Below are 20,624 nucleotides of genomic sequence, written 5' to 3' on the forward strand. Positions count from 1 at the left end.
CGTTGAGTGCCGTTCAGCGCCGAAAGCACCGACGGCGTCGACCGTGCCGATCGCGTACACCGTACGTACCGCGTGGACCGCGCGGCGCACGACGAGGAGAAGAGCCATGAAGTACCTACTGCTGATCTGTAGCGACGAAGCGGGATACGACGCGACGCCGGAGGAACTCGACGCCGAACCGTGGGCCTCGGAGATGGACCGGCGCGGGGTGCGGCTGATGGGCAGCAGGACCCGGGACGCCGCCGACGCCACCACGGTGCGGGTCCGCGACGGGGCCAGGTTGCTCACCGACGGTCCCTACGCGGAGACGAAGGAGCAGATGGCCGGATTCGACGTCATCGAGTGCGCCGATCTGGACGAGGCGATCGAGGTCGCCGCGAAGCACCCGGTCGCGCGCTACGGGATGATCGAGGTGCGGCCGTTCTGGACGGACTGACCGGGCGGTCCGGCGCCGGTCCCGTTGCTGACAACAGTGCCGGCCCCGGCGCTGGTCACGACGCTGACTCCGCCGCCGGCCCCGGTTCTGGCCTCGACGCCGGGGCCGGGGCTGCCGCCGGGGCCGACCCGCCGCCAGCCGGCCGGGTGAAGGAGGCGGTCGCCGCGGCCTGGCCCGAGGAGTGGGGGCGGGTGGTGGCGGCCGTGATCCGGCAGACCGGCGACTGGGACCTGGCCGAGGAGTGCGCCCAGGACGCCTTCGAACGCGCGCTGGAGCGCTGGCCCCGGGACGGGGTGCCCGGGCGGCCGGGCGCGTGGCTGACCACGACGGCCCGCAACCGCGCCCTCGACGTGCTGCGGCGGCGCGCCAACGAGACGGTCAAACTCAGGGACGCGGCCCGGTTGGCGCCCGGCTCCCCCGCCGTCGCGCCGGACGCCCCCGAGGCGGCCGCGCTCGAAGCGGTGTCCGGCGGCGACGCCGTGCCGGACGACCGGCTGCGGCTGATCTTCACCTGCTGTCACCCCGCGCTGCCGCTGCCCGCCCAGGTGGCGCTCACCCTCAGATCGCTGACCGGGCTGAGCACCGCGGAGATCGCACGGGCGTTCCTGGTGCCGGAGCGCACCATGGCCCAGCGGCTGACCCGGGCCAAGAACAAGATCGGGCACGCCGGCATCCCCTTCCGGGTGCCGCCGCGCGAGCTGCTGCCGGAGCGGACGGCGGCCGTGCTCGCCGTGCTCTATCTGCTCTTCAACTCCGGTTACGCGCCCGGCGCCGCGGGTCCTGACCAGCGCCGGGTCACCGCCGAGGCGATCCGGCTGGCCCGGCTGACCGCTCGGCTGCTTCCGGCGGACCCGGAGGCGGCCGGGCTGCTGGCGCTGATGCTGCTGCACGACGCGCGCGCCGCCGCCCGTACGGACACGGCCGGTGACCTGGTGCCGCTGGAGGACCAGGACCGGGCCCGCTGGGACCGGGAGCGGATCACGGAGGGCACCGCCGTACTGGACGCGGCCCTGGCCCTGCGCCTGCCCGGCCCCTACCAGGTGCAGGCGGCGATCGCCGCGTGCCACGCGGTCGCGCCGGCCGCCGAGTCCACCGACTGGCCGCAGATCGCGCTGCTGTACCGGGAGCTGGCCCGGATGGCGCCGGGACCGGTGGTGGAGCTGAACCGGGCGGTGGCGGTGGCCATGGCCGAGGGCCCCGCGGCCGGTCTGGCGCTGGTCGAATCGCTGACGGCGACAGGTGAGTTGGCGGGCTACCACCTGCTCCCCGCCACCCGCGCCGATCTGCTGCGCCGGCTCGGTGAACGGGACCGGGCGGCGGCGGCCTACCGGGAGGCGGCCCGGTTGGCCCCCACCGAGGCGGAACGGCGCTTTCTGGCCCGGCGATTGGCCGAGATGACGGCGCGGTGACCTGTCGGGCGCGCGGCGAAAGAGCCCGGCGGACAACCCGGCGGGCGGCCCCGCGGACAACCCGGCGGACAGCGGCGGACACCTCAGCGGACACGACAGCGCGGCCGCCACCGCCGGGACGCACCCGCCGCCCGGACCCCGCGCCGGAGCTGTCGGGCCGTCACGCGGCGCCCCGGCACAGGGCCGTCAGGGGGCATCACCGCCTCCTGACGAGGGTTTGTTCGCGGCATTTCGAGACGACCCGCGCTGGTGGGGGCAGGAAGGGGAAGGGCAGCGCTTTGTTGCCCGCCTGTTCCGACCGACCTATGAGGTGTGAGGTTCCGCCGTGCGCCAGCCGAACATCCCCCGTGAGCCGACCACCGCGAGCACCGCCCGAGCCGCCGACACCGCAAGAGCCTCCAGCACCGCCGGCACCACCCAAGCCACCCGAGCCGCCCGCACCGCGAAAGCCTCGCGGCGCCGCCCGCTCCGCCGCCCGGCGCTCTCCGCGGTCACCCTCGGCCTGCTGGTCACGGTGGCCGGCTGCGGCGACGGGCACAAGGCGGCGCCCTCGCCCTCGGCCACCCCGCCGGCGACCGCGGCGCCTTCCACACCCACCACGGCCGCCCCCTCGACCTCCGCGTCCGGCGGCGCGAGCCCGACCTCGGCGTCACCGAGCGCCAGCGCGTCGCCCGCGAGCTGCGTGGACCGGGCCCTCGGCGCGATGTCGCAGGCCCAGCGGGTCGGCCAGCTCTTCATGTCGGCGGTGACCAGTACGGGGATGAAGTCGTCCGAGGCCCGGGCCATCACGGACGGGAAGGTCGGCTCGGTCATCCTGGTGAAGCACACCTTCGACGGCGCGGCGGGGGTCAGGCCGGTCTCCGACCAGGTGCAGACACTCGCCCCCGCGGTCAAGGGCGTCCGGGTACGGATGCTGGTCTCCACCGATCAGGAGGGCGGCCAGGTCCAGGTCGTCAACGGCCCCGGCTTCAGCGCGATCCCCGACGCGGTGACGCAGGGCAAGTGGTCGACGGCCACCCTCCGGAGCAACGCGGCGGACTGGGCGCGTCAGTTGAAGGCGGCCGGCGTCAATATGAACCTCGCACCGGTCGCCGACACGGTGCCGCCCGACCTGGTGAACGTCAACGCGCCGATCGGCAGGCTGGACCGCGAGTACGGCACCGATCCGGCCACGGTCGCCGCCCACAGCACGGCCTTCCTGCGCGGCATGCTGCAAGGCGGGGTGATCCCGACCGCCAAGCACTTCCCGGGCCTCGGCCGGGTGACCGGCAACACCGACCTCACCGCGAACGTCATCGACGGCACCACCACCCGTGATGATCCGTTCCTCCAGCCGTTCCGCAGCGCGATCCAGGCCGGGACGCCGTTTGTGATGATCACCTCGGCGATCTTCAGCCGGATCGACCCGGACCACCAGGCACTCTTCTCCTCCACCGTGATCCGCGGCGTCCTGCGCGACGCGCTCGGCTTCCGGGGCGCGGTCATCTCCGACGACCTGGGCAACGCCGAGGCGGTCAAGGACCACACCCCGGCCCAGCGCGCGGTGGACTTCATCTCGGCCGGCGGCAATCTGGTGCTCACCGACAATGTGTCCGACATCGTGCCGATGACCGGCGCGGTGATCAGCCGGATGAAGGGTGACAGCGCGTTTCGCGCGGCGGTGGACGACAGCGTACGGCGGGTGCTCACCGCGAAGCTGAACGCCGGCCTGCTGACCTGTGACTGAGCGCCGGGGCGGCGGAAATCCGGCGGTTCCGCGGCCGAAAGCTTAGTTAGGGCACCCTTACAGTGTCGAGTGGGTGAACTGCGGGCGAATTGTGGTTTCCCCGCCTCTGTGCAGGTGGGTGGCGGTGTCGGCGGGTGCTTAGCATGAGCCGCACCCACGATCCACCGCACGGAAATCCGGAGGTCCGGTGTGTCCGCCGAACCCGACATCGAGCCCACCGACGGGGCCGGCCACGAATCCGCGACCGACAACGCCACCGACACATCGGCCGTCCCCGCCGCCAGCCCCGCCGATCCCGGCGCCGCGCCCGACGCGGAACCCGGCCGGATAGCCGCCCCGCGTCCCCTGCACCGGGCCCGCGGCCTGCGGGCCGCCGCGGTGGCGGTCGTGGTGGCCGCCGCGGTGACCGCGGCCGTGCTCACCTCGACCGGCGGCGGCTCCCAGGCGGACGGCAAGCACACCTCGGCCCCGGCGGCGGGCGGCCTCGCCCACACCGCCGTGCAGGCCTCCCCGAGCACCTGCGGCCAAGGCTGGGCGAAGCCGCACCCCGGCACCCAGGTCTTCGACCTCTTCAACTCGGCGGCGAGCGCGACCGAGGTTTATCTCACCGACCCCGCGTCGGGGCGGATCTTCGGCGAGGTGGAGGGTCTGGCCCCCGGCACCAGCCGGCCCATGGTGGTGGACCTCGGCAGCGGCCGGTACGCATTCAAGTGCGTGCAGGAGGACACCGACGCGGTCACCGGGCCCACCGTGACGGTGCCCGGCACGCAGCCGCAGGGGCCTGCGGCCCTTCCGGTCACCGAGCACGACCTGATCCCGCCCACGCTCGACTACCAGAAGTGGGTCGGTGACCGGATCGGCGAACTGGCCGCCGACACCGTCGCGCTGAAGAAGGACATCGACCGGGGCGATCTGACCGCGGCCCGCCGCGACTGGCTCCCGGCGCACCTGGTCTACGAGCGGATGGGCGCGGCCTACGACACCTTCGGCGACGCGGACCGCGCCATCAACGGCACCGCGGCACTCGGCACGGATCCGGCCGAGAAGCCGGACTTCACCGGGTTCCACCGGATCGAGTACGGCCTGTGGCACGGCGCGTCCGCCGGGTCGCTGCGGGCCGCGGCGGCCGGTCTGGTCAAGGACGTGGCCGCGCTGCGCGGCAGTTGGCCGCAGCAGCGGATGGATCCGGCCGCGATGGGCCTGCGCGCGCACGAGATCATCGAGAACGCCGAGCAGTTCGAGCTGACCGGCCGCACCGACTACGGCAGCGGCACCAATCTGGCCACCGCGAGCGCCAACATCGACGGCACCCGCGAGATCCTGGCCGAGCTGCGCACCCTGCTGGCGCCGCGCGACCCCGGTCTGGCGCGGCTCGACGCCTCCCTCGACCGGGCCCAGGCGGACCTGGACGCGCGAGGCCGCGGCGGCGTCTGGACCCCGCTGGACAAGCTGACGACAAGTCAGCGCGAGCGGATCAACGCCGACTTCGGCGATCTGCTGGAACGGCTCGCCCCGGTGGCGGCGATCTTCGAAGTACGGAGGACGGCATGACCGACACGCATGAGCCGACCGGAGCGGGCGACCTGCGGCGACGCGGTTTCCTGCGGGGCGCGGCGTTGGGTGTGGGCGCGGTCGGCGCCGTGGCCGGCGGCGCCGCCGCGCTGGCCGGGAGCACCGCGGCCGCCGCGGCCACCCCGGCCCCGGCGGCCGGAGCCAAGCCCGCCTTCCACGGCGCCCACCAGGCCGGGATCGCCGAGCCGGTGACCCGGTCCACCGCCTTCCTCTCCTTCGACGTGACCGCCGCCGACCGGCGCGAACTCACCGAACTGCTGCACACCGTCACCGAACGGGCCCGCTTCCTGGCCACCGGCGGCACCCCGGCGCCGCTGGGCATCACCGACTCGCTGTCGGACAGCGGCACCCTGGGGCCGACCGTGCCGTCCGACGGGCTGATGGTCACCCTCGGGGTGGGCGCCTCGCTCTTCGACGAGCGGTTCGGTCTGAAGGACCGCAAGCCGCTGCGGCTGGGCACCATGCCCGCCTTCGACGACGACGACCTCCAGCCGGCCTGGTGCCACGGTGATCTGAGCCTCCAGTTGAGCGCGCCGCACACCGACACGGTGCTGCACGCGCTGCGGGACATCACCCGGCAGACCCGCGGCGGGATGCAGGTGCGCTGGCGGATGGACGGCTTCACCAGCCCGCCCCGGCCCAGCGGCACCCCCCGCAACCACTTCGGCTTCAAGGACGGCACGGCCAACCCGGACATCGGCGATCCGGCCGTCGCGGACCGGCTGTTGTGGGTGAACGGCGGCGGTGAACCGTCCTGGACGACCGGGGGCTCGTACCAGGTGGTGCGGCTGATCCGGATGCTGGTGGAGTTCTGGGACCGGGTGTCGCTCACCGAGCAGCAGCGGATGTTCGGCCGCGACCGGGCCAGTGGCGCGCCGCTCGACGGCTCCCGGGAGTTCGAGGCGCCCAAGTTCTCCCAGGACCCGCTGGGCGATGTGATCCCGCTGGACAGCCACATCAGGCTGGCCAATCCGCGGACCGCGAAGACCGACGACTCGCGGCTGCTGCGGCGGGGCTACAACTACGACCGGGGGATGGACAGCAACGGCAACCTCGACATGGGGCTGATATTCGTCTGCTACCAGCAGGACCTGGAGCGGCAGTTCACCGCGACGCAGAACCGGCTGGCCGGCGAGCCGCTGGTGGACTACATCTCCCCCTTCGGCGGCGGCTACTTCTTCGCGCTGCCCGGGGTCCGCGACCGGGCCGACTGGTACGGCAGCGGCCTGCTCGCCTGACCGAAACTACCCCGACTGCAAAGCGCAGGTCAAGACTTCCTCAGGATTTACTGACCGGCTGTTCACCTGGGGGCAACCACCGTGCCCCTGTCATGTCGTGGCCCGCCCGGACGATCGCGGACGAAACCGGTCGGCGCCGATCAACAACAGTTCGACAACCAGCCGACAAGCGGCCGACGGCAGTCGGCACCCGTCGGCACCAGTCGACACCCGTCGGCAACCGGTCGGCACCACTCGACAACCCGGCCGGCACCGATCACGGACGTGCGCGGAGCAACAGCGGCACGGGCATTTCGTCACCAAGCGGAGGCTGAGAGCAACCATGAGCACCACTGGCGGTACGGGCAGGAAAAGAGGGGCGGGCGCGCGAAGGCGGACGGCGCGCTGGGGTGCGTTCGCCGGAGCCGCGGCGCTCGTCCTGCTGGGCGGCACCGCGCCGGCCAACGCCGACTCCGCGTCCCACCGGGGAGGTGACGACAACACGACCACCCCGATCAAGCACGTGGTCGTCATCTTCCAGGAGAACGTCTCCTTCGACCACTACTTCGCCACCTACCCGCAGGCGGCGAACACCGACGGCACCAAGTTCACCGCGGCGAAGAACACCCCGAAGGCCGACAACCTGGTCAACGCGGGCCTGCTGAAGAAGAACCCGAACCAGTACACGCCCACCCGGCTGTCCCCGTCCCAGGCGCTGACCTGCGACCAGAACCACAGCTACGGTCCCGAGCAGTACGCGGGCAACGGCGGCAAGGCCGACTCGTACGTGCAGAACACCGAGACCAGCACCTGCTCGGGCGGCCTGTACCAGTCGCCCGGCCTGGTGATGGACTACTACGACGGCAACACCGTCACCGGCCTGTGGAACTACGCCCAGCACTACTCGCTCGGCGACAACTCGTACAGCAGCACCTACGGCCCCTCCACGCCGGGCGCGCTGAACCTGATCTCGGGCCAGACGCACGGTGTCATCTCGGTCGACCCGAAGACCGGCACCGAGAACCCGAAGCAGACCGCGACGCCGGACGCCTACACCTCGGTCTCGCCGAACGCCAAGGGCGTCGGCACGGTCATCAACGACCCCGACCCGGCCTACGACGACTGCTCGGACAGCAGCCACACCAGCACCAACGCGCTCGCCGCCATGCAGGGCAAGAACATCGGTGACCTGCTCAACGCCAAGAACGTCTCGTGGGGCTGGTTCCAGGGCGGCTTCACCCCGGCCACCGCGTGGGACGGCAAGCAGGGCGACTACGCGAGCTGCCTGAACAGCACCCACACCAACATCGGTGGCACGGCGTCGGTCGACTACAGCCCGCACCACTCGCCGTTCGAGTACTACAAGTCCACCGCGAACCCGCACCACCTGCCGCCGAAGAACACCGCCGAGATCGGTCACAACGGCCAGGCGAACCACAACTACGACCTGACCTCCTTCGACGCGGCGCTCAAGGCGAACAGCCTGCCCGCCGTCAGCTTCCTGAAGGCGGCCGAGTACCAGGACGGCCACGGGGGCTACTCCGACCCGACCGACGAGCAGCACTTCCTGGTCAAGGAGATCAACGCGATCCAGTCCTCCCCCGAGTGGAAGGACACCGCGGTCGTCGTCGCCTACGACGACTCCGACGGCTGGTACGACCACGCGTTCGCGAAGCCGCAGAACGGCTCCAAGGACGCCGCGCTGGGCTCCAACGGCAAGGCCACCGACAGCCCGGCCTGCCAGGCGGGACCGCAGGCGGCCGGCGGCTACGCCGACCGCTGCGGCCCGGGCACCCGGCAGCCGCTGGAGGTCATCTCGCCCTACAGCAAGGTCAACTCGATCGACCACACCCGCACCGAGCAGACGTCGATCACCAAGTTCATCGAGCAGAACTGGCGGACCGGCGGGATCGGCGACGCGTCCTTCGACGCCCGCGCCAACTCGCTGACCGGCGCCTTCGACTTCAAGCACCCCAACAACGAGCAGGTGCTGCTGAACGCCGACGGCTCGGTGAAGTCGGTCAAGCCGATCCACGTCACCACCCCGCCCGGCAAGCCCGGCAAGCCGGGCCACCCGGCCCCGTCGGGTCCGTCGGGTCCGTCGGGTCCGTCAGGTCCGTCGACTGGCGGCCACAACGCCACCGCCGGTGGCGGCAACCAGCCGGGCCCCGACGGCAGCACCGGCGAGCAGCTCGCGGCGACCGGTAGCTCGTCCCCGGCCCTCCCGCTGGGCATCACCGCCGCCGTGCTCGTGGTCGGCGGCGGGGCGATGTGGTACGCCCGCAAGCACCGTCAGAGCGCCGGTACGGCTGCCTGAGCGGCCTTGTGACGGCCTGACAGCAGGCCGCTGAGAAAGAGGCCCGAGGGGCCGCGCCGGCAACCGCCGGGGCGGCCCCTCGTGTCGTCCCCCGCGCCGTGGGCGAGTTTCCGGTCATGTGTTCATGAACTGAAGCCAGCAATGGCCTGGACCGCACGGCACACGCCGTTTGCCGGAATTGGTGAAGGTTCTCCGTTTCCCGAAACCTGCTTTGTGCACAACTCTTGACATGGATGAAACACAGGGAGAAACATCGCGGTGTGCATCGGGAGAGCGCTCTCACTTGGCAACCGCAGTGCGCCCACCCGTAGTTCGCGTTGATCACGGCACCTCGACGTTCCGCTGCGGGCCGGCGGGACGGCCATCCTTTCTGCTCCCCCACCTGTGGAACCAGGAGAGTTGCTCATGCTCGCTCCCCCCACCGGTCCGGTCACGCCGAGAACCTCGGCGCTGTCCAGCCGGCGAAATATCGTAGCGGCGGTCCTCACGGCGCTCGTCGCCTCGCTGCTGCTCTTCGTGCCGATGCGCTCGGCGCACGCGGCCGACACCCTGCTGTCGCAGGGCAAGACCGCCACCGCGTCCTCCACCGAGAACGCCGGCACCCCCGCCTCGGCGGCCGTCGACGGCAACACCGGCACCCGCTGGTCCAGCGCCGCCAGCGACCCGCAGTGGCTCCAGGTCGACCTCGGCGCCACCGACACCATCAGCTCCGTCACCCTCAACTGGGAGTCGGCGTACGCCAAGGCGTTCAAGATCCAGACGTCGAACGACGGCACCACCTGGACCGACGTCTACTCCACCACGACGGCCACCGGCGGAAACCAGACGGTTTCCGTAAACGGTTCCGGGCGTTATGTCCGGCTGTACGGCACGGTCCGCGCGACGCAGTACGGCTACTCGCTGTGGGAGTTCCAGGTCTACGGCTCCACCGGCGGCAGCACCCAGCCGACCGGGGGCACCCTGCTGTCGCAGGGCAAGACCGCCACCGCGTCCTCCACCGAGAACGCCGGCACCCCCGCCTCGGCGGCCGTCGACGGCAACACCGGCACCCGCTGGTCCAGCGCCGCCAGCGACCCGCAGTGGCTCCAGGTCGACCTCGGCGCCACCGCCTCCATCAGCTCCGTCACCCTCAACTGGGAGTCGGCGTACGGCAAGGCGTTCAAGATCCAGACGTCGAACGACGGCAGCACCTGGACCGACGTCTACTCCACCACCACCGGCACCGGCGGGGTCCAGAACCTGAGCGTCACCGGCTCCGGCCGCTACGTGCGGGTCTACGGCACCGTCCGCGGCACCGGATACGGCTACTCCCTGTGGGAGTTCCAGGTCTACGGCAGCGGCGGTGGCGGCACCACCACCCCGCCCACCTCTCCGCCCCCCACCGGGCCGATCCAGGGTGGCGGCGACCTCGGCCCGAATGTGAAGGTCTTCGACCCGTCGACCCCCAACATCCAGGCCCAGTTGGACACGATCTTCGCGCAGCAGGAGAAGAACCAGTTCGGTGACGCCCGTTACCAGGTCTTCTTCAAGCCGGGTACGTACAACGGTCTCAACGACCAGGTCGGCTTCTACACCTCGGTGTCGGGCCTGGGCAAGAACCCGGACGACGTGCAGATCAACGGCGACATCACCGTGGACGCCGGCTGGTTCAACGGCAACGCCACCCAGAACTTCTGGCGTTCGGTGGAGAACCTGGCCATCAAGCCGGTCAGCGGCACCGACCGGTGGGCGGTCGCGCAGGCGGCCCCGTTCCGCCGGATCCACGTCGAGGGCGGCCTGAACCTGGCGCCGAACGGCTACGGCTGGGCGAGCGGCGGCTACATCGCCGACAGCAAGATCGACGGCACCGTCGGCCCGTACTCGCAGCAGCAGTGGTACACCCGCGACAGCTCGATCGGCGGCTGGACCAACGGCGTGTGGAACATGGTGTTCTCGGGCGTCCAGGGCGCTCCGGCGCAGGGCTTCCCGAACCCGGTCTACACGACGCTGGCGAGCACTCCGGAGTCGCGCGACAAGCCGTACATGTACCTGGACAGCAGCGGCAACTACGCGGTGTTCGTGCCGAACCTGCGCACCAACGCCGTCGGGACCGACTGGCCGAACACGCCGGGCACCTCGATCCCGCTGTCGCAGTTCTACGTCGCCCACCCCGGTGACTCCGCCGCGACCATCAACGCGGCCCTGGCCCAGGGCCTCAACCTGGTCCTCACGCCGGGTATTTACCACGTGAGCCAGCCGATCAACGTCACCCGCGCCAACACCGTCGTCCTCGGCCTCGGCTACGCCACGGTCATCCCGGACAACGGCGTGGACGCGGTCAAGGTGGCCGACGTGGACGGCGTCAAGCTGGCCGGCTTCCTCATCGACGCCGGTACCGGCAACTCCGCGCAGCTCCTCCAGGTCGGTGCGCCCGGCTCCACCGCGAGCCACGCGGGCAACCCGACCACCATCCAGGACGTCTTCGCCCGGGTCGGCGGTGCCACCCCCGCTCAGGCGCAGACCGCGTTCGAGATCAACAGCAACGACGTGATCATCGACCACACCTGGATCTGGCGGGCCGACCACGGCGCCGCACCGACCGGCTGGACGGTCAACCCGGCGGACTACGGTCTACGGGTGAACGGCAACAACGTGCTGGCCACGGGTCTGTTCGTGGAGCACTTCAAGAAGTACGACGTGGAGTGGGCCGGGCAGAACGGCAAGACGATCTTCTTCCAGAACGAGATCGCCTATGACGCGCCCAACCAGGCCGCGGTCCAGAACGGCAGTATCAGAGGGTTCGCCGCCTACAAGGTCGATGACAACGTCACGACCCACGAGGGCTGGGGACTCGGCAGCTACTGCAACTTCACCACCGATCCGACGATCATCCAGGACCACGGGTTCGAGGCGCCGACCACCGCGGGCGTCAAGTTCCACGACCTCCTGGTGGTCTCGCTCGGCGGCATGGGCCAATACGCCCATGTCATCAACAACACCGGTCCGGGCACCTCGGGCACCAGCACGGTGCCGTCGACGGTGACGTCCTACCCGTAACATCCGCGGCAGGCGCGGAACCCGCGGATCGTATACAGCGGTCCGCGGGCGGTAGGACATAACCGGTAACCGGAGCGAGCAGGAGGGGCCGCCGTCCCGAGGGGGACGGCGGCCCCTTCGGCGTCTCACCGGCTCTGGCGGAGTCGCCCTGGCCACGGACGGGGCCGGGCCGCCGGGCGGTGGGCCCACCCCTTGGGGAACGGGCCACCGCCGGTGCGGCTCAGGGAGTTTCGGACAGCGCGTAGAGCGCGGGCAGGTTGACCACGACCGCTTCCTGGGTGCTGCGGGCGATCACCACCACCGCCTCCTCCGCCGGATCCGGGTTCTCCTCGCGGTGCGGGACGAAGGGCGGCACGAAGATGTAGTCACCCGGCCCCGCGACCAGCCGGATCTCCACCGGCTCGCCGCCGCCCGCCGACCTGTCTGGGGAATCCGGGCCATCCGGGTCATCGGGGTCATCGGGGTCATCGAGGTCATCGAGGTCATCGAGGTCATCGAGGAACACGAACTCGGGCCGACCGCTGACCACGTAGATCGCGGTCTCGGACTCCCCGTGGTGGTGGTCGGAGGAGGAGGTGGCGGGCGCCACATGGGTCTGGCCCATCCACAGCCGCTCGGAGCCGACGGTGCCGCCGCTGATCGCGGCGAACCGCCGCATCCCGCCGGTCTGCGCGGTGTCACCGTCGAGAGCGTCGGCCCGCACATGGTGGAGCCGGAAGCGCGGGGAACGGGACGGGCTGTCCTGGCCGGCCGGGAGATGCGGATGGAAGCCCTCACCGGCGATGGTCGGCTGCTCGGTCATACCCCGGGACGCTAGAGGCGGCGCCAAAAGGATGTCAAGGGGTGTCCATTACGGCCCACCTGCTCGGATGTCGCGGGTGGCGGGCCAGCGCAGGGCCGAACCGGCCCGCCGGCACCCGTCGGCGGGCGATAATGGCCGCATGCATATCTCCGCGAAGGCGGACTACGCCGCTCGGGCCCTGGTCGAACTGGCCCGCGACCGCGCCCGCCCGCTCACCTGTGAGGCCATCGCCTCCTCGCAGCAGATCCCCTTCCGCTTCCTCAAGTCCGTGGTCGGCGAACTGCGCCGCGGCGGACTCGTGCGCAGCCAGCGCGGCTGCGAGGGCGGCTACTGGCTCAGCCGCCCGGCCGAGGAGATCACCCTGCTCGACGTGCTGCTCGCCGTGGACGGCGAGGTGTTCACGCTGCGCGGCGAGGCGCTCGCCGACCTGGCGTACCCCGCGCCCGCCGCCGGGCTCCCCGGTGTCTGGCGGTCGATCGAGGCGGCCGCGGCCGCCGCGCTGAGCGCGGTGACGATCGCCGCGCTGCTGACCGAGGACGGCCGGTCGGCCGGGGCGGCCGACGCGTTGCCGGGCGGGGCGGGCGTACCGGCTCCTTCGGGGGCCGGGGAGGACCGGCTGGCGGGTGCGGCGTGACCGGGCCGCCGCCCGGCGCGGGGACCGCGGATCCGCGCTCCCCCCGCTCACCCGGGCCGTCGGGAGCCGCTGAGGTTCCCGCCTGGTCGCCGCCCCCCGATCCGGCCGTACTGCGGCTCACCGAGTACACGGATCCGCTGTGCCCGTGGGCCTGGGGGGCGGAGCCGGTGTTCCGCGCCCTGCGGGCCGCGCTGGGCGGCCGGGTGCGGTGGCGCCGGGTCTACGGGATCCTCTTCGACACCGACGAGGAGCCGGCGCCCGATCCGGCGGCGGAGACCGCCTGGTACGCGGGGTTCGTCCGTGGCGTCGCCGAGCACACGGGCGCGCCGCACGCGACGCGGCTGAGCCGGGTCGCCGCCACAAGCTGGCCGTCGTCCCTGGTGGCGAAGGCGGCCGAGGCGCAGGGCGAGCCGGTCGCCGAGCGGGTGCTGCGCCGGCTGCGCGAGTCGATGTTCGTGGCGGGCGAGCCCGCCGACACGCCGGCGTCGGCCCTGGCGGCGGCGAGCGGCGTGCCCGGTCTCGACGCCGCCCGGCTCGCGGCGGACGCCGGCTCTCCCGCCGTACTCGCGGCGGTGCGGGCCGACCACCGGGAGACCCGCGACCCGCTGCCGGAGGCGCTGTCGGTCCGGGGCCCGGGGCCGCACCCGGGAGGCGCCAAGGAGACCGCGGGCGGCCCACTGCGCTACGCGTTGCCCACGGTGCTCCTCGCCGGTCCCGCCGGGCATCGGCTGGTGCCCGGCAGGCGTCCGCTCGACGCCTATCTGGCCGCGGCTCGGGCGGTCGCCCCCGGTCCGCTTCCCACGCCTCAACACCCGGACCCCGAAGCCCTGTTGGCGTACCACCGGAGCCTCACGGGACCCGAGTGGGAACTCCTCGCGCCCGACTCCGCACCGCCCGCGACAGCGGTCCGGATCGATACCGGGAACGGCCCGCTGTGGCTCCACCCGGCGGAGGCCGCGGTCAGCCCCTGGGTCGCCGCTTCCCCACTCCGCGACGTTGACCTGCGCCGAAGCGGGGACGGTCAGCGTTCCAGCGGATGAGACACCATTTGGTGTCCATTGACAGCGGTTCATCGTGCCCGTCAGGATGGGCACATGCTTACGACGCACCCCGGTGTGGTGTGCCGCTACGTGGACTTCCTGCGCACCAGCAGCGCTCTCTGTCGCTGACCCCGCGCTTGTGCCCCCGCGGCGCCCGACCGGTCACCGACTGAAGGCTCGCCGCCCGGCGCCGCGCCGCCCGCCCCTCCCCCGGCGCGGGCCCGCCCGCGGGTCACTTCCCCGCATCCCTCCCCGCGTCGCCATGTCACTCCGGCCCGCCGCCGGCCCGGCTCCGCTGTCGTAGCCGCCTGCCCGGCGTGCCCGCTGTCTCCCGCCCTGCCCCGCACCGCGCCCACCGCCGCACCCCGTCCCCGGCACTCGCGGCGCTTCGCGCCGCCCTCGCTCACCGAGGGCTGCCTCGGCAAACCTCGAAAGGTAACGCTTCGTCATGAAACGTGCCAGTGTGTCCACTTCGGCGCCCGCTCTGGGCAGACGCTCCTTCCTCGGCCTGGGTCTCGGCGCGGGCGCCGCGCTCGCCCTGACCGCCTGCGGCGGCAGTGCCGGCGGCGCCGCGGCTGCCGGCTCGGGCTCGTCCGTGCTCAAGTGGGGCTGGTCGCTGCCGACCTCATGGGACCCGGTGTTCTCCTCGGCCGGCTGGGATGTGCACGCGCTCTCGCTCGTCTACGCCGGCCTCACCAAACTCGATCCGCACGGCGCCGCGGTGCCGGCCCTCGCCGAGTCGTGGACGTACAACAGCGCGGGCACCCAGGTGACCTTCAAGCTGCGCTCCGGGCTGACCTTCGCCGACGGCGGCGCGCTGGACGCGACGGCGGTCAAGAAGAGCCTGGAGCGCGGCATCTCCGACCCCAAGTCGCTGGTCGCGCCCCAACTCGCCTCGGTCAAGGCGGTGTCGGCGCCCGACGCGGCCACCGTCGTCATCGACCTGAACCACGCCGACTACCAGATCCCCAATCTGCTGGCCGGCAAGACCGGGATGATCGTCAACCCCGCCGCGTTCACCACCGACGCGGCCGCGATCGCGGCCAAGCCGGCCGGCGCCGGACCCTTCAGCCTCACCTCGTACACCCAGAACGCCAAAGCCGTGCTGCGCCGCAATCCCGGCTACTGGGACGCGGCCTCGATCAAGTTGACCGGCTTCGAGCTCTATCCGCTGCCGGACGCCTCCACGGTGGTGGCCGCTCTTCAGTCCGGGCAGTACAACGTGGCCCAGATTCCCGGCAGTCAGGTCGCCGCGGCCAAGGCGGCCGGACTCGACGTCCAGGTGATCCCCTCGATGGTGGTCGCCACGCTCGACGTCAACAGCGCCGACGCGCCCTTCGACAAGCCCGCGGTCGTCGAGGCCCTCAAGTACGCCATCGACCGTGAGGCACTGGTCAAGACCCAGGCGTTCGGCAACGGCGAGGTCACCTACCAGCCCTTCCCGAAGGGCTACGCCGGCTACGACCCGAGCAGCGCGGACCTCTTCGCGTACGACCCGGCCAAGGCCAAGGACCTGCTGGCACAGGCCGGCCATCCAGGCGGCCTGGACATCACCTTGACCACCTCCGTCGCCGAGGGCGTGCCGGAGCAGATCCAGGCCCAGCTCAAGAAGGTCGGGATCAACGCGAAGATCGAGGTCATCCCGCAGGCCCAGTTCACCCAGATCATCTACATCCAGCACGAACGGCAGCTCGCCGTCGACCAGTTCGCCGGCCGGGACTCGGCCGTGCAGGCGTTCCAGGTGCTCTTCGGGCAGCAGGGGCTGATGAATCCCGGCCGCACCACCCCGCCGGGGCTGGTCGCCGCGCTGGACAAGGTGACCCGGACCCCGCTGGACTCCCCCGACTACCCGCGGGTGCTCCAGGCCGCCACCGCCTTCGCGGTGCGCAACACCCCGAACGTCTTCCTCTACACGGTGCCCCGCATCCTCGCCCGCGCCAAGGGCGTGTCGGCGCTGCCGGAGACCACGGTGGTCCAGCGGTTCGAGGGGGTGACCGTCGGATGACCGTGCTCGCCGAGGCGCTGCCGGAGCGCCGGCGCGCCGCACTGGCCCGCCGGGCGGCCCGGGCCCCGCGCCCGCTCGGCCGGGCGCTGCTCTCCACCGCCGCGGTCTTCCTGCTGTCCTCGCTGCTGACCTTCGGGCTCGGCGCGCTGTCGAACGCCAACCCGGCGGCGGCCGTGCTCGGCGACACCGCGACCCCGGCCGACATCGCCCGGCTCGACCACGCCTTCGGGCTGGACCGGGCGCTGCCGGTGCAGTACGCGACCTGGCTCGGCCACGCCTTCACCGGCGATCTGGGCCGCTCATGGTTCACCACGCTGCCGGTCTCCGACAGCGTCTTCCAGGCACTGCCGGTCGATCTGTCGATCGCCGGCCTCGCGCTGGTGATCGCCGTTCTGCTCGGCTCGCTCGGCGGACTCGCCGCCGCCCGCAGCAATGGCGGGCGGGTCGACCGGGCCGTCACCGCGGTCTGCTCGGTGCTCGGCACGCTGCCCGCCTTCGTGGTCGCCATCGGGCTGATCGCCGTGGTGTCGGTGAAGCTCGGCTGGCTGCCGTCGGGCGGCTACACCCCCTTCGGCGAGAGCCCGGCGCAGTGGCTGCGGTTCGCGATCCTGCCGGCCTTCGCGCTCAGCCTGGAGACGGCGGCCAACGTGGCCCGCCAGCTACGGGCCTCCCTGGTCGGGGAGTTGCGCGCCAACTACGTGACGGGCGCGGCGATGCGCGGGCTGACCGCCCGCCGGGTGCTGCTCGGACATGTGCTGCGCAACGCGGCGGGCCCCGCGCTGACCGTGCTCGGCATGAGCGTGCCGATCGTGATCGGCGGCGCGGTGGTCACCGAGCGGATCTTCAATCTGCCCGGCATCGCGCAGCTCTCCCTCCAGGCCGCGCAGCAGCACGATGTCCCCGTCATCCAGGGCACGTTGCTGGTCACGGTCACGGTGGTGCTGATCGCCAACGCGGCCATCAACGCGGCGCTGCTGGCACTCAACCCCGCGGCCCGCCGGTCCCGTTCGGCCGGCCCGGTGGCGGCCCCCGACGATCCGGCCGCGGACGGTGCCGCATGAGGACGCTGCGCCGCACCTGGCGGCTGCCTGCGGCCCGGGCCGCGCTCGCCGTGCTCCTGGCCGTCGCGGTCCTCGCGGTGTTCGGCTCGCTGATCGCCCCGCAGGACCCGCTGGCGCAGGACACCGCGCACATGCTCCAGGGCCCGAGCGGCGGCCATCCGCTGGGCACCGACTACCTCGGCCGCGATGTGCTGAGCCGGCTGCTGGCCGGCACCGGGCGGTCGGTGCTCGGCGCGGTCGAGGCGGTCGGCGCGGCCATGCTGCTCGGGGTGGTGCCCGGGCTGGCGTCGCTGTGGCTCGGCCGGGTCTTCGAGTGGACGGCGCTGCGGGTGGTCGACGCGCTGATGACGCTGCCGTTCACCCTGTTCGCGATCGCCGCGATCGGTGTGTTCGGCAACGGCCTCAACCAGGCGATGCTGGCGCTCGGCGTGCTGCTGGCGCCGCTGTTCTTCCGGGTCTCCCGGGCCGCCGCGCTGGGTCTGAAGCAGGCGCAGTACGTGGAGGCGGCCGAGCTGATGGGGGCCTCGCGCGGCCGGGTGCTGCGGACCCACATCGTGGCCAAGATCCTGCCGACGGTCGCCGTCACCACCGCGCACGCGCTGGCCACCGCGCTGCTCACCGTCACCTCGCTGACCTTCCTCGGCGTCGGGGTGCAGCCGCCCGCGCCCACCTGGGGCGGGGTGCTCGCCAGCGATCTGGGCTATCTCGCCCAGCAGCCGTGGGCTCCGGTGCTGCCCGGCCTGCTGATCATGATCACCGTCGGGGCGCTCAACCTGCTGGCGGACGCGATACGCGACAGCGGCGGCGCGGACGCGGCGGCCGGTGGCAGCGGGTTCCGCGCCAAGGTCGCCGCCGCCGGCCGCGGCCGGCGTACGCGCCGGGACGAGGCGCCGGAAAGGAGGACCGATGAGCCGGTCACCGTCTGAACGGACCACCACCGGACCTGACACCGAGCCCGAGCCGAGCGCTCCGGTGCTCGCCGTCGAGGGGCTGCACATCACCGTCGGCGCCGGCCGCACCGAGGCGGTACGGGATGTGTCGTTCACCGTTGGGGCCGGCGAGGCGGTCGGGGTGGTCGGCGAGTCCGGCAGCGGCAAGACGCTGACCTGCCGGTCGCTGCTCGGCGTGCTGGCGCCCGGCTGCGCGGTCTCGGCGGGCAGCGCCCGGCTGGACGGCACCGAGCTGACCACGCTCTCCGCCCGGCAGTGGGAGCGGCTGCGCGGGGTACGGCTCGGGGCGGTCTTCCAGGACCCGGCCTCGTATCTCAACCCGGCGCTGACCGTGGGCCGCCAGCTCACCGAACCGCTGCGGATACGGCTCGGGTTGGGCCGCGCCGAGGCGCGGGCCCGGGCGGTCGAGCTCTTCGGTTCGGTCGGGCTGCGCCGGCCAGCGGAGGTCTTCCACCGCTATCCGCACGAGCTGTCCGGCGGGATGCTCCAGCGGGTGCTGATCGCCATCGCGGTCGCCTGCGACCCCCGGTTGCTCGTCGCCGACGAGGCGACCACCGCGCTGGACACCGTGGTGCAGGCCGAAGTCCTCGATGTGCTCGGGAGGTTGCGGGAGGAGCGCGGGCTGGCGCTGCTGCTGGTCACCCACGATCTGGCGGTGGTCGCCGAAGTGACCGACCGGGTGCTGGTGTTCTACGCCGGGGAGATCGTCGAGGACGGCCGGACCGGCGATGTGGTGAGCGGTCCCGCCCACCCCTACACCGCGGCGCTGCTGAGCGTCGCCTCGGCCGGCGACTGGCGCCGCCGCGAGCTGGCCGTCATCCCCGGCCGGCCGCCGGAGGCGGGCGCCGAACCGCCCGGCTGCCGCTTCGCCGACCGCTGCGGCTTCGCCGAGGACCGCTGCCGTACGGCACGGGTCCCCCTCACCACCGCCCCCGACGGCCGCCGGGTCCGCTGCCTCCGGGCCGGCGAACTCACCGCCGAGCTGACCCGGTCCGTCACCGATTCCCGAGCCTTCGAGGAGGTGCCCGCATGACCGTCTCCGCCACCGGCACCCCAACTCCCCAAACTCCCGCCCCCGATCCGGCCCCCGAAACCACCCCGCCCCCCGGCGCGTCGGGCCCGGCCCCGGACCGGGCCGACACCGCACAGGCCGCCGAACCCACCCCGCCCACCCGCGCGTTGCCCTCGACTCCGGACCAACCCCGCCACGGCGAAGCCGTCCCGCGGGTCGAAGGACTCGACGTGGCCTACCCCCAACGCAGCACCGGCCACGCGGGGTCGACCGGAGCACCCCACCCAGGACCCGAAACCACCCCGCCCCCCGGCGCGTCGGGCCCGGCCCCGGACCGGGCCGCCACCGCACAGGCCGCCGAACCCACCCCGCCCACCCGCGCATTGCGCTCGGACCCCGACCAACCCCGCCACGGCGAAGCCGTCCTGCGGGTCGAAGGACTCGACGTGGCCTACCCACGGCGCGGCGCCGGGCATGGAGGGGCGGTCGGCGTGCTGGGTGGGGTGGGGCTGGAGGTGGTGGCCGGGGAGATCCTCGGGGTGATCGGGGAGACCGGGTCGGGGAAGACCACGCTGGCGCGGGCCGTGGTGGGGTCGGCGCCGGTGACGGCGGGGCGGATCAGCGTCGAGGGGATCGAGGTGAGCGCGCTGCGCGGCCGGGCGCTGCGGGAGCACCGCAGGTCCGGTCGGGTGCAGTACATGTTCCAGGACCCGCTGCGCTCGCTCGACCCCGATCTGACGGTGATCGAGCTGGTGGGCGAGCCGCTGGCCGTGGCCGGCCTGGCGAAGGCGGAACGCCGGGCCGCGGCCGCCGAGGCCCTGCACCGGGTCGGTCTCGACGCCGACGCGCTGGGCGGGCGCGTACCCGCCGAGCTGTCGGGCGGCCAGCGGCAGCGGGTCGCGCTGGCCCGGGCCATCGTGACCCGGCCGGCGCTGCTGCTCGCCGACGAGCCGGTGAGCGCGCTCGACGCCTCCAACCGCAACCACGTACTGCGACTGCTCGACTCGCTGCGGCGGGATCTGGGAGTGGCGATCGTCGTCATCTCGCACGACCTCAGCTCACTGGCCGGGATCGCCGACCGGATCGCCGTGCTCTATCGCGGCAAGCTCGTCGAACACGGGCCGACCGCCCAGGTTTTGGGAAGCCCCCTGCACCCCTATACCGCCCTGCTCACCGCCTCCGCGCCCAGGATCGACCGGGCGGGCGGCCCCCGGGCCGCCGCCGGGCGGGTCACCGGACCGGTCACCGGACCGCTGCCCTGGGCGGCCGCGCCCGGCGCCTGCGCGTTCGCCCACCACTGTCCCTTCGCCGACGCCGACTGCCGTACGGAGCCGGGCAGTTCACCGCACCCCGGCGGACGGGCCGCGGCCTGTCACCACCCCCGGCTGCCCACCGGCTGACCGGATC

16 protein-coding genes are annotated in these 20,624 nt (G+C 72.8%); 14 read left to right on the forward strand and 2 right to left on the reverse strand.

What is annotated here, in order from left to right; genetic code table 11:
• Positions 1–106 precede the first annotated feature (106 nt).
• Together OG519_RS03990 and OG519_RS03995 are read left to right on the forward strand one after the other, a co-directional pair.
• On the forward strand, positions 107–436 hold the full coding sequence (locus OG519_RS03990; protein WP_405578707.1) for a YciI family protein: 330 nt from the start codon (positions 107–109) through the stop codon (positions 434–436).
• A 146-nt stretch (positions 437–582) separates the two neighbouring features.
• On the forward strand, positions 583–1,845 hold the full coding sequence (locus OG519_RS03995) for an RNA polymerase sigma factor (protein WP_405578710.1): 1,263 nt from the start codon (positions 583–585) through the stop codon (positions 1,843–1,845).
• Between the two features lie 303 nt (positions 1,846–2,148).
• On the opposite strand, the gene OG519_RS04000 is transcribed toward OG519_RS03995, so the two are convergent.
• A complete protein-coding gene (locus tag OG519_RS04000) occupies positions 2,149–2,658 on the reverse strand; it encodes a hypothetical protein (RefSeq protein ID WP_405578712.1) in 510 nt (169 codons plus the stop codon).
• Between OG519_RS04000 and OG519_RS04005 the strand changes: the two genes are divergently transcribed.
• The 5 genes from OG519_RS04005 to OG519_RS04025 all read left to right on the forward strand — a co-directional run bounded on the left by OG519_RS04005 (position 2,606) and on the right by OG519_RS04025 (position 11,713).
• Complete coding sequence (locus OG519_RS04005) at positions 2,606–3,571, forward strand: glycoside hydrolase family 3 N-terminal domain-containing protein (RefSeq protein ID WP_405578715.1); 966 nt, start codon at positions 2,606–2,608, stop codon at positions 3,569–3,571. The genes OG519_RS04000 and OG519_RS04005 overlap by 53 nt on opposite strands.
• A 189-nt stretch (positions 3,572–3,760) precedes the next feature.
• A complete protein-coding gene (locus tag OG519_RS04010) occupies positions 3,761–5,122 on the forward strand; it encodes an EfeM/EfeO family lipoprotein (protein WP_405578716.1) in 1,362 nt (453 codons plus the stop codon).
• Positions 5,119–6,381, forward strand: coding sequence for an iron uptake transporter deferrochelatase/peroxidase subunit (gene efeB, locus OG519_RS04015; RefSeq protein ID WP_405578718.1), 1,263 nt, complete (start codon positions 5,119–5,121; stop codon positions 6,379–6,381). The genes OG519_RS04010 and efeB overlap by 4 nt, the downstream gene beginning before the upstream one ends.
• Before the next feature lie 322 nt (positions 6,382–6,703).
• Complete coding sequence (locus OG519_RS04020) at positions 6,704–8,677, forward strand: alkaline phosphatase family protein (protein WP_405578719.1); 1,974 nt, start codon at positions 6,704–6,706, stop codon at positions 8,675–8,677.
• 405 nt (positions 8,678–9,082) lie between these two features.
• Positions 9,083–11,713, forward strand: a complete 2,631-nt coding sequence (locus tag OG519_RS04025; protein WP_405578721.1) for a discoidin domain-containing protein — start codon at positions 9,083–9,085, stop codon at positions 11,711–11,713.
• Positions 11,714–11,933: 220 nt separating this feature from the next.
• Here the strand turns inward: OG519_RS04025 and OG519_RS04030 are convergent, their stop codons facing one another.
• The gene (locus tag OG519_RS04030) at positions 11,934–12,515 is read right to left on the reverse strand and encodes a cupin (protein ID WP_405578724.1); all 582 of its coding nucleotides are present in this window, start codon (positions 12,513–12,515) and stop codon (positions 11,934–11,936) included.
• A 139-nt stretch (positions 12,516–12,654) separates the two neighbouring features.
• Between OG519_RS04030 and OG519_RS04035 the strand changes: the two genes are divergently transcribed.
• The 7 genes from OG519_RS04035 (at position 12,655) to OG519_RS04065 (ending at position 20,617) form a co-directional block, all read left to right on the forward strand.
• The gene (locus tag OG519_RS04035; RefSeq protein WP_405578726.1) at positions 12,655–13,149 is read left to right on the forward strand and encodes an RrF2 family transcriptional regulator; all 495 of its coding nucleotides are present in this window, start codon (positions 12,655–12,657) and stop codon (positions 13,147–13,149) included.
• 110 nt (positions 13,150–13,259) lie between these two features.
• Complete coding sequence (locus tag OG519_RS04040) at positions 13,260–14,189, forward strand: DsbA family protein (RefSeq protein ID WP_405592444.1); 930 nt, start codon at positions 13,260–13,262, stop codon at positions 14,187–14,189.
• A 448-nt stretch (positions 14,190–14,637) separates the two neighbouring features.
• A complete protein-coding gene (locus OG519_RS04045; RefSeq protein ID WP_405578729.1) occupies positions 14,638–16,194 on the forward strand; it encodes an ABC transporter substrate-binding protein in 1,557 nt (518 codons plus the stop codon).
• A complete protein-coding gene (locus OG519_RS04050; protein ID WP_405578732.1) occupies positions 16,191–17,255 on the forward strand; it encodes an ABC transporter permease in 1,065 nt (354 codons plus the stop codon). Before OG519_RS04045 ends, OG519_RS04050 begins: the two co-directional genes overlap by 4 nt.
• Positions 17,252–18,181: an ABC transporter permease gene (locus OG519_RS04055; RefSeq protein ID WP_405578734.1), complete on the forward strand. Its 930-nt coding sequence runs from the start codon at positions 17,252–17,254 to the stop codon at positions 18,179–18,181. The genes OG519_RS04050 and OG519_RS04055 overlap by 4 nt, the downstream gene beginning before the upstream one ends.
• Positions 18,162–19,238, forward strand: coding sequence for an ABC transporter ATP-binding protein (locus OG519_RS04060; RefSeq protein WP_405578737.1), 1,077 nt, complete (start codon positions 18,162–18,164; stop codon positions 19,236–19,238). Before OG519_RS04055 ends, OG519_RS04060 begins: the two co-directional genes overlap by 20 nt.
• The gene (locus OG519_RS04065; protein ID WP_405578739.1) at positions 19,235–20,617 is read left to right on the forward strand and encodes an ABC transporter ATP-binding protein; all 1,383 of its coding nucleotides are present in this window, start codon (positions 19,235–19,237) and stop codon (positions 20,615–20,617) included. Before OG519_RS04060 ends, OG519_RS04065 begins: the two co-directional genes overlap by 4 nt.
• Positions 20,618–20,624: the final 7 nt, after the last annotated feature.

The sequence above is a fragment of the Streptomyces sp. NBC_01190 genome (assembly GCF_045039895.1).
Taxonomy (GTDB): Bacteria; Actinomycetota; Actinomycetes; order Streptomycetales; family Streptomycetaceae; genus Actinacidiphila.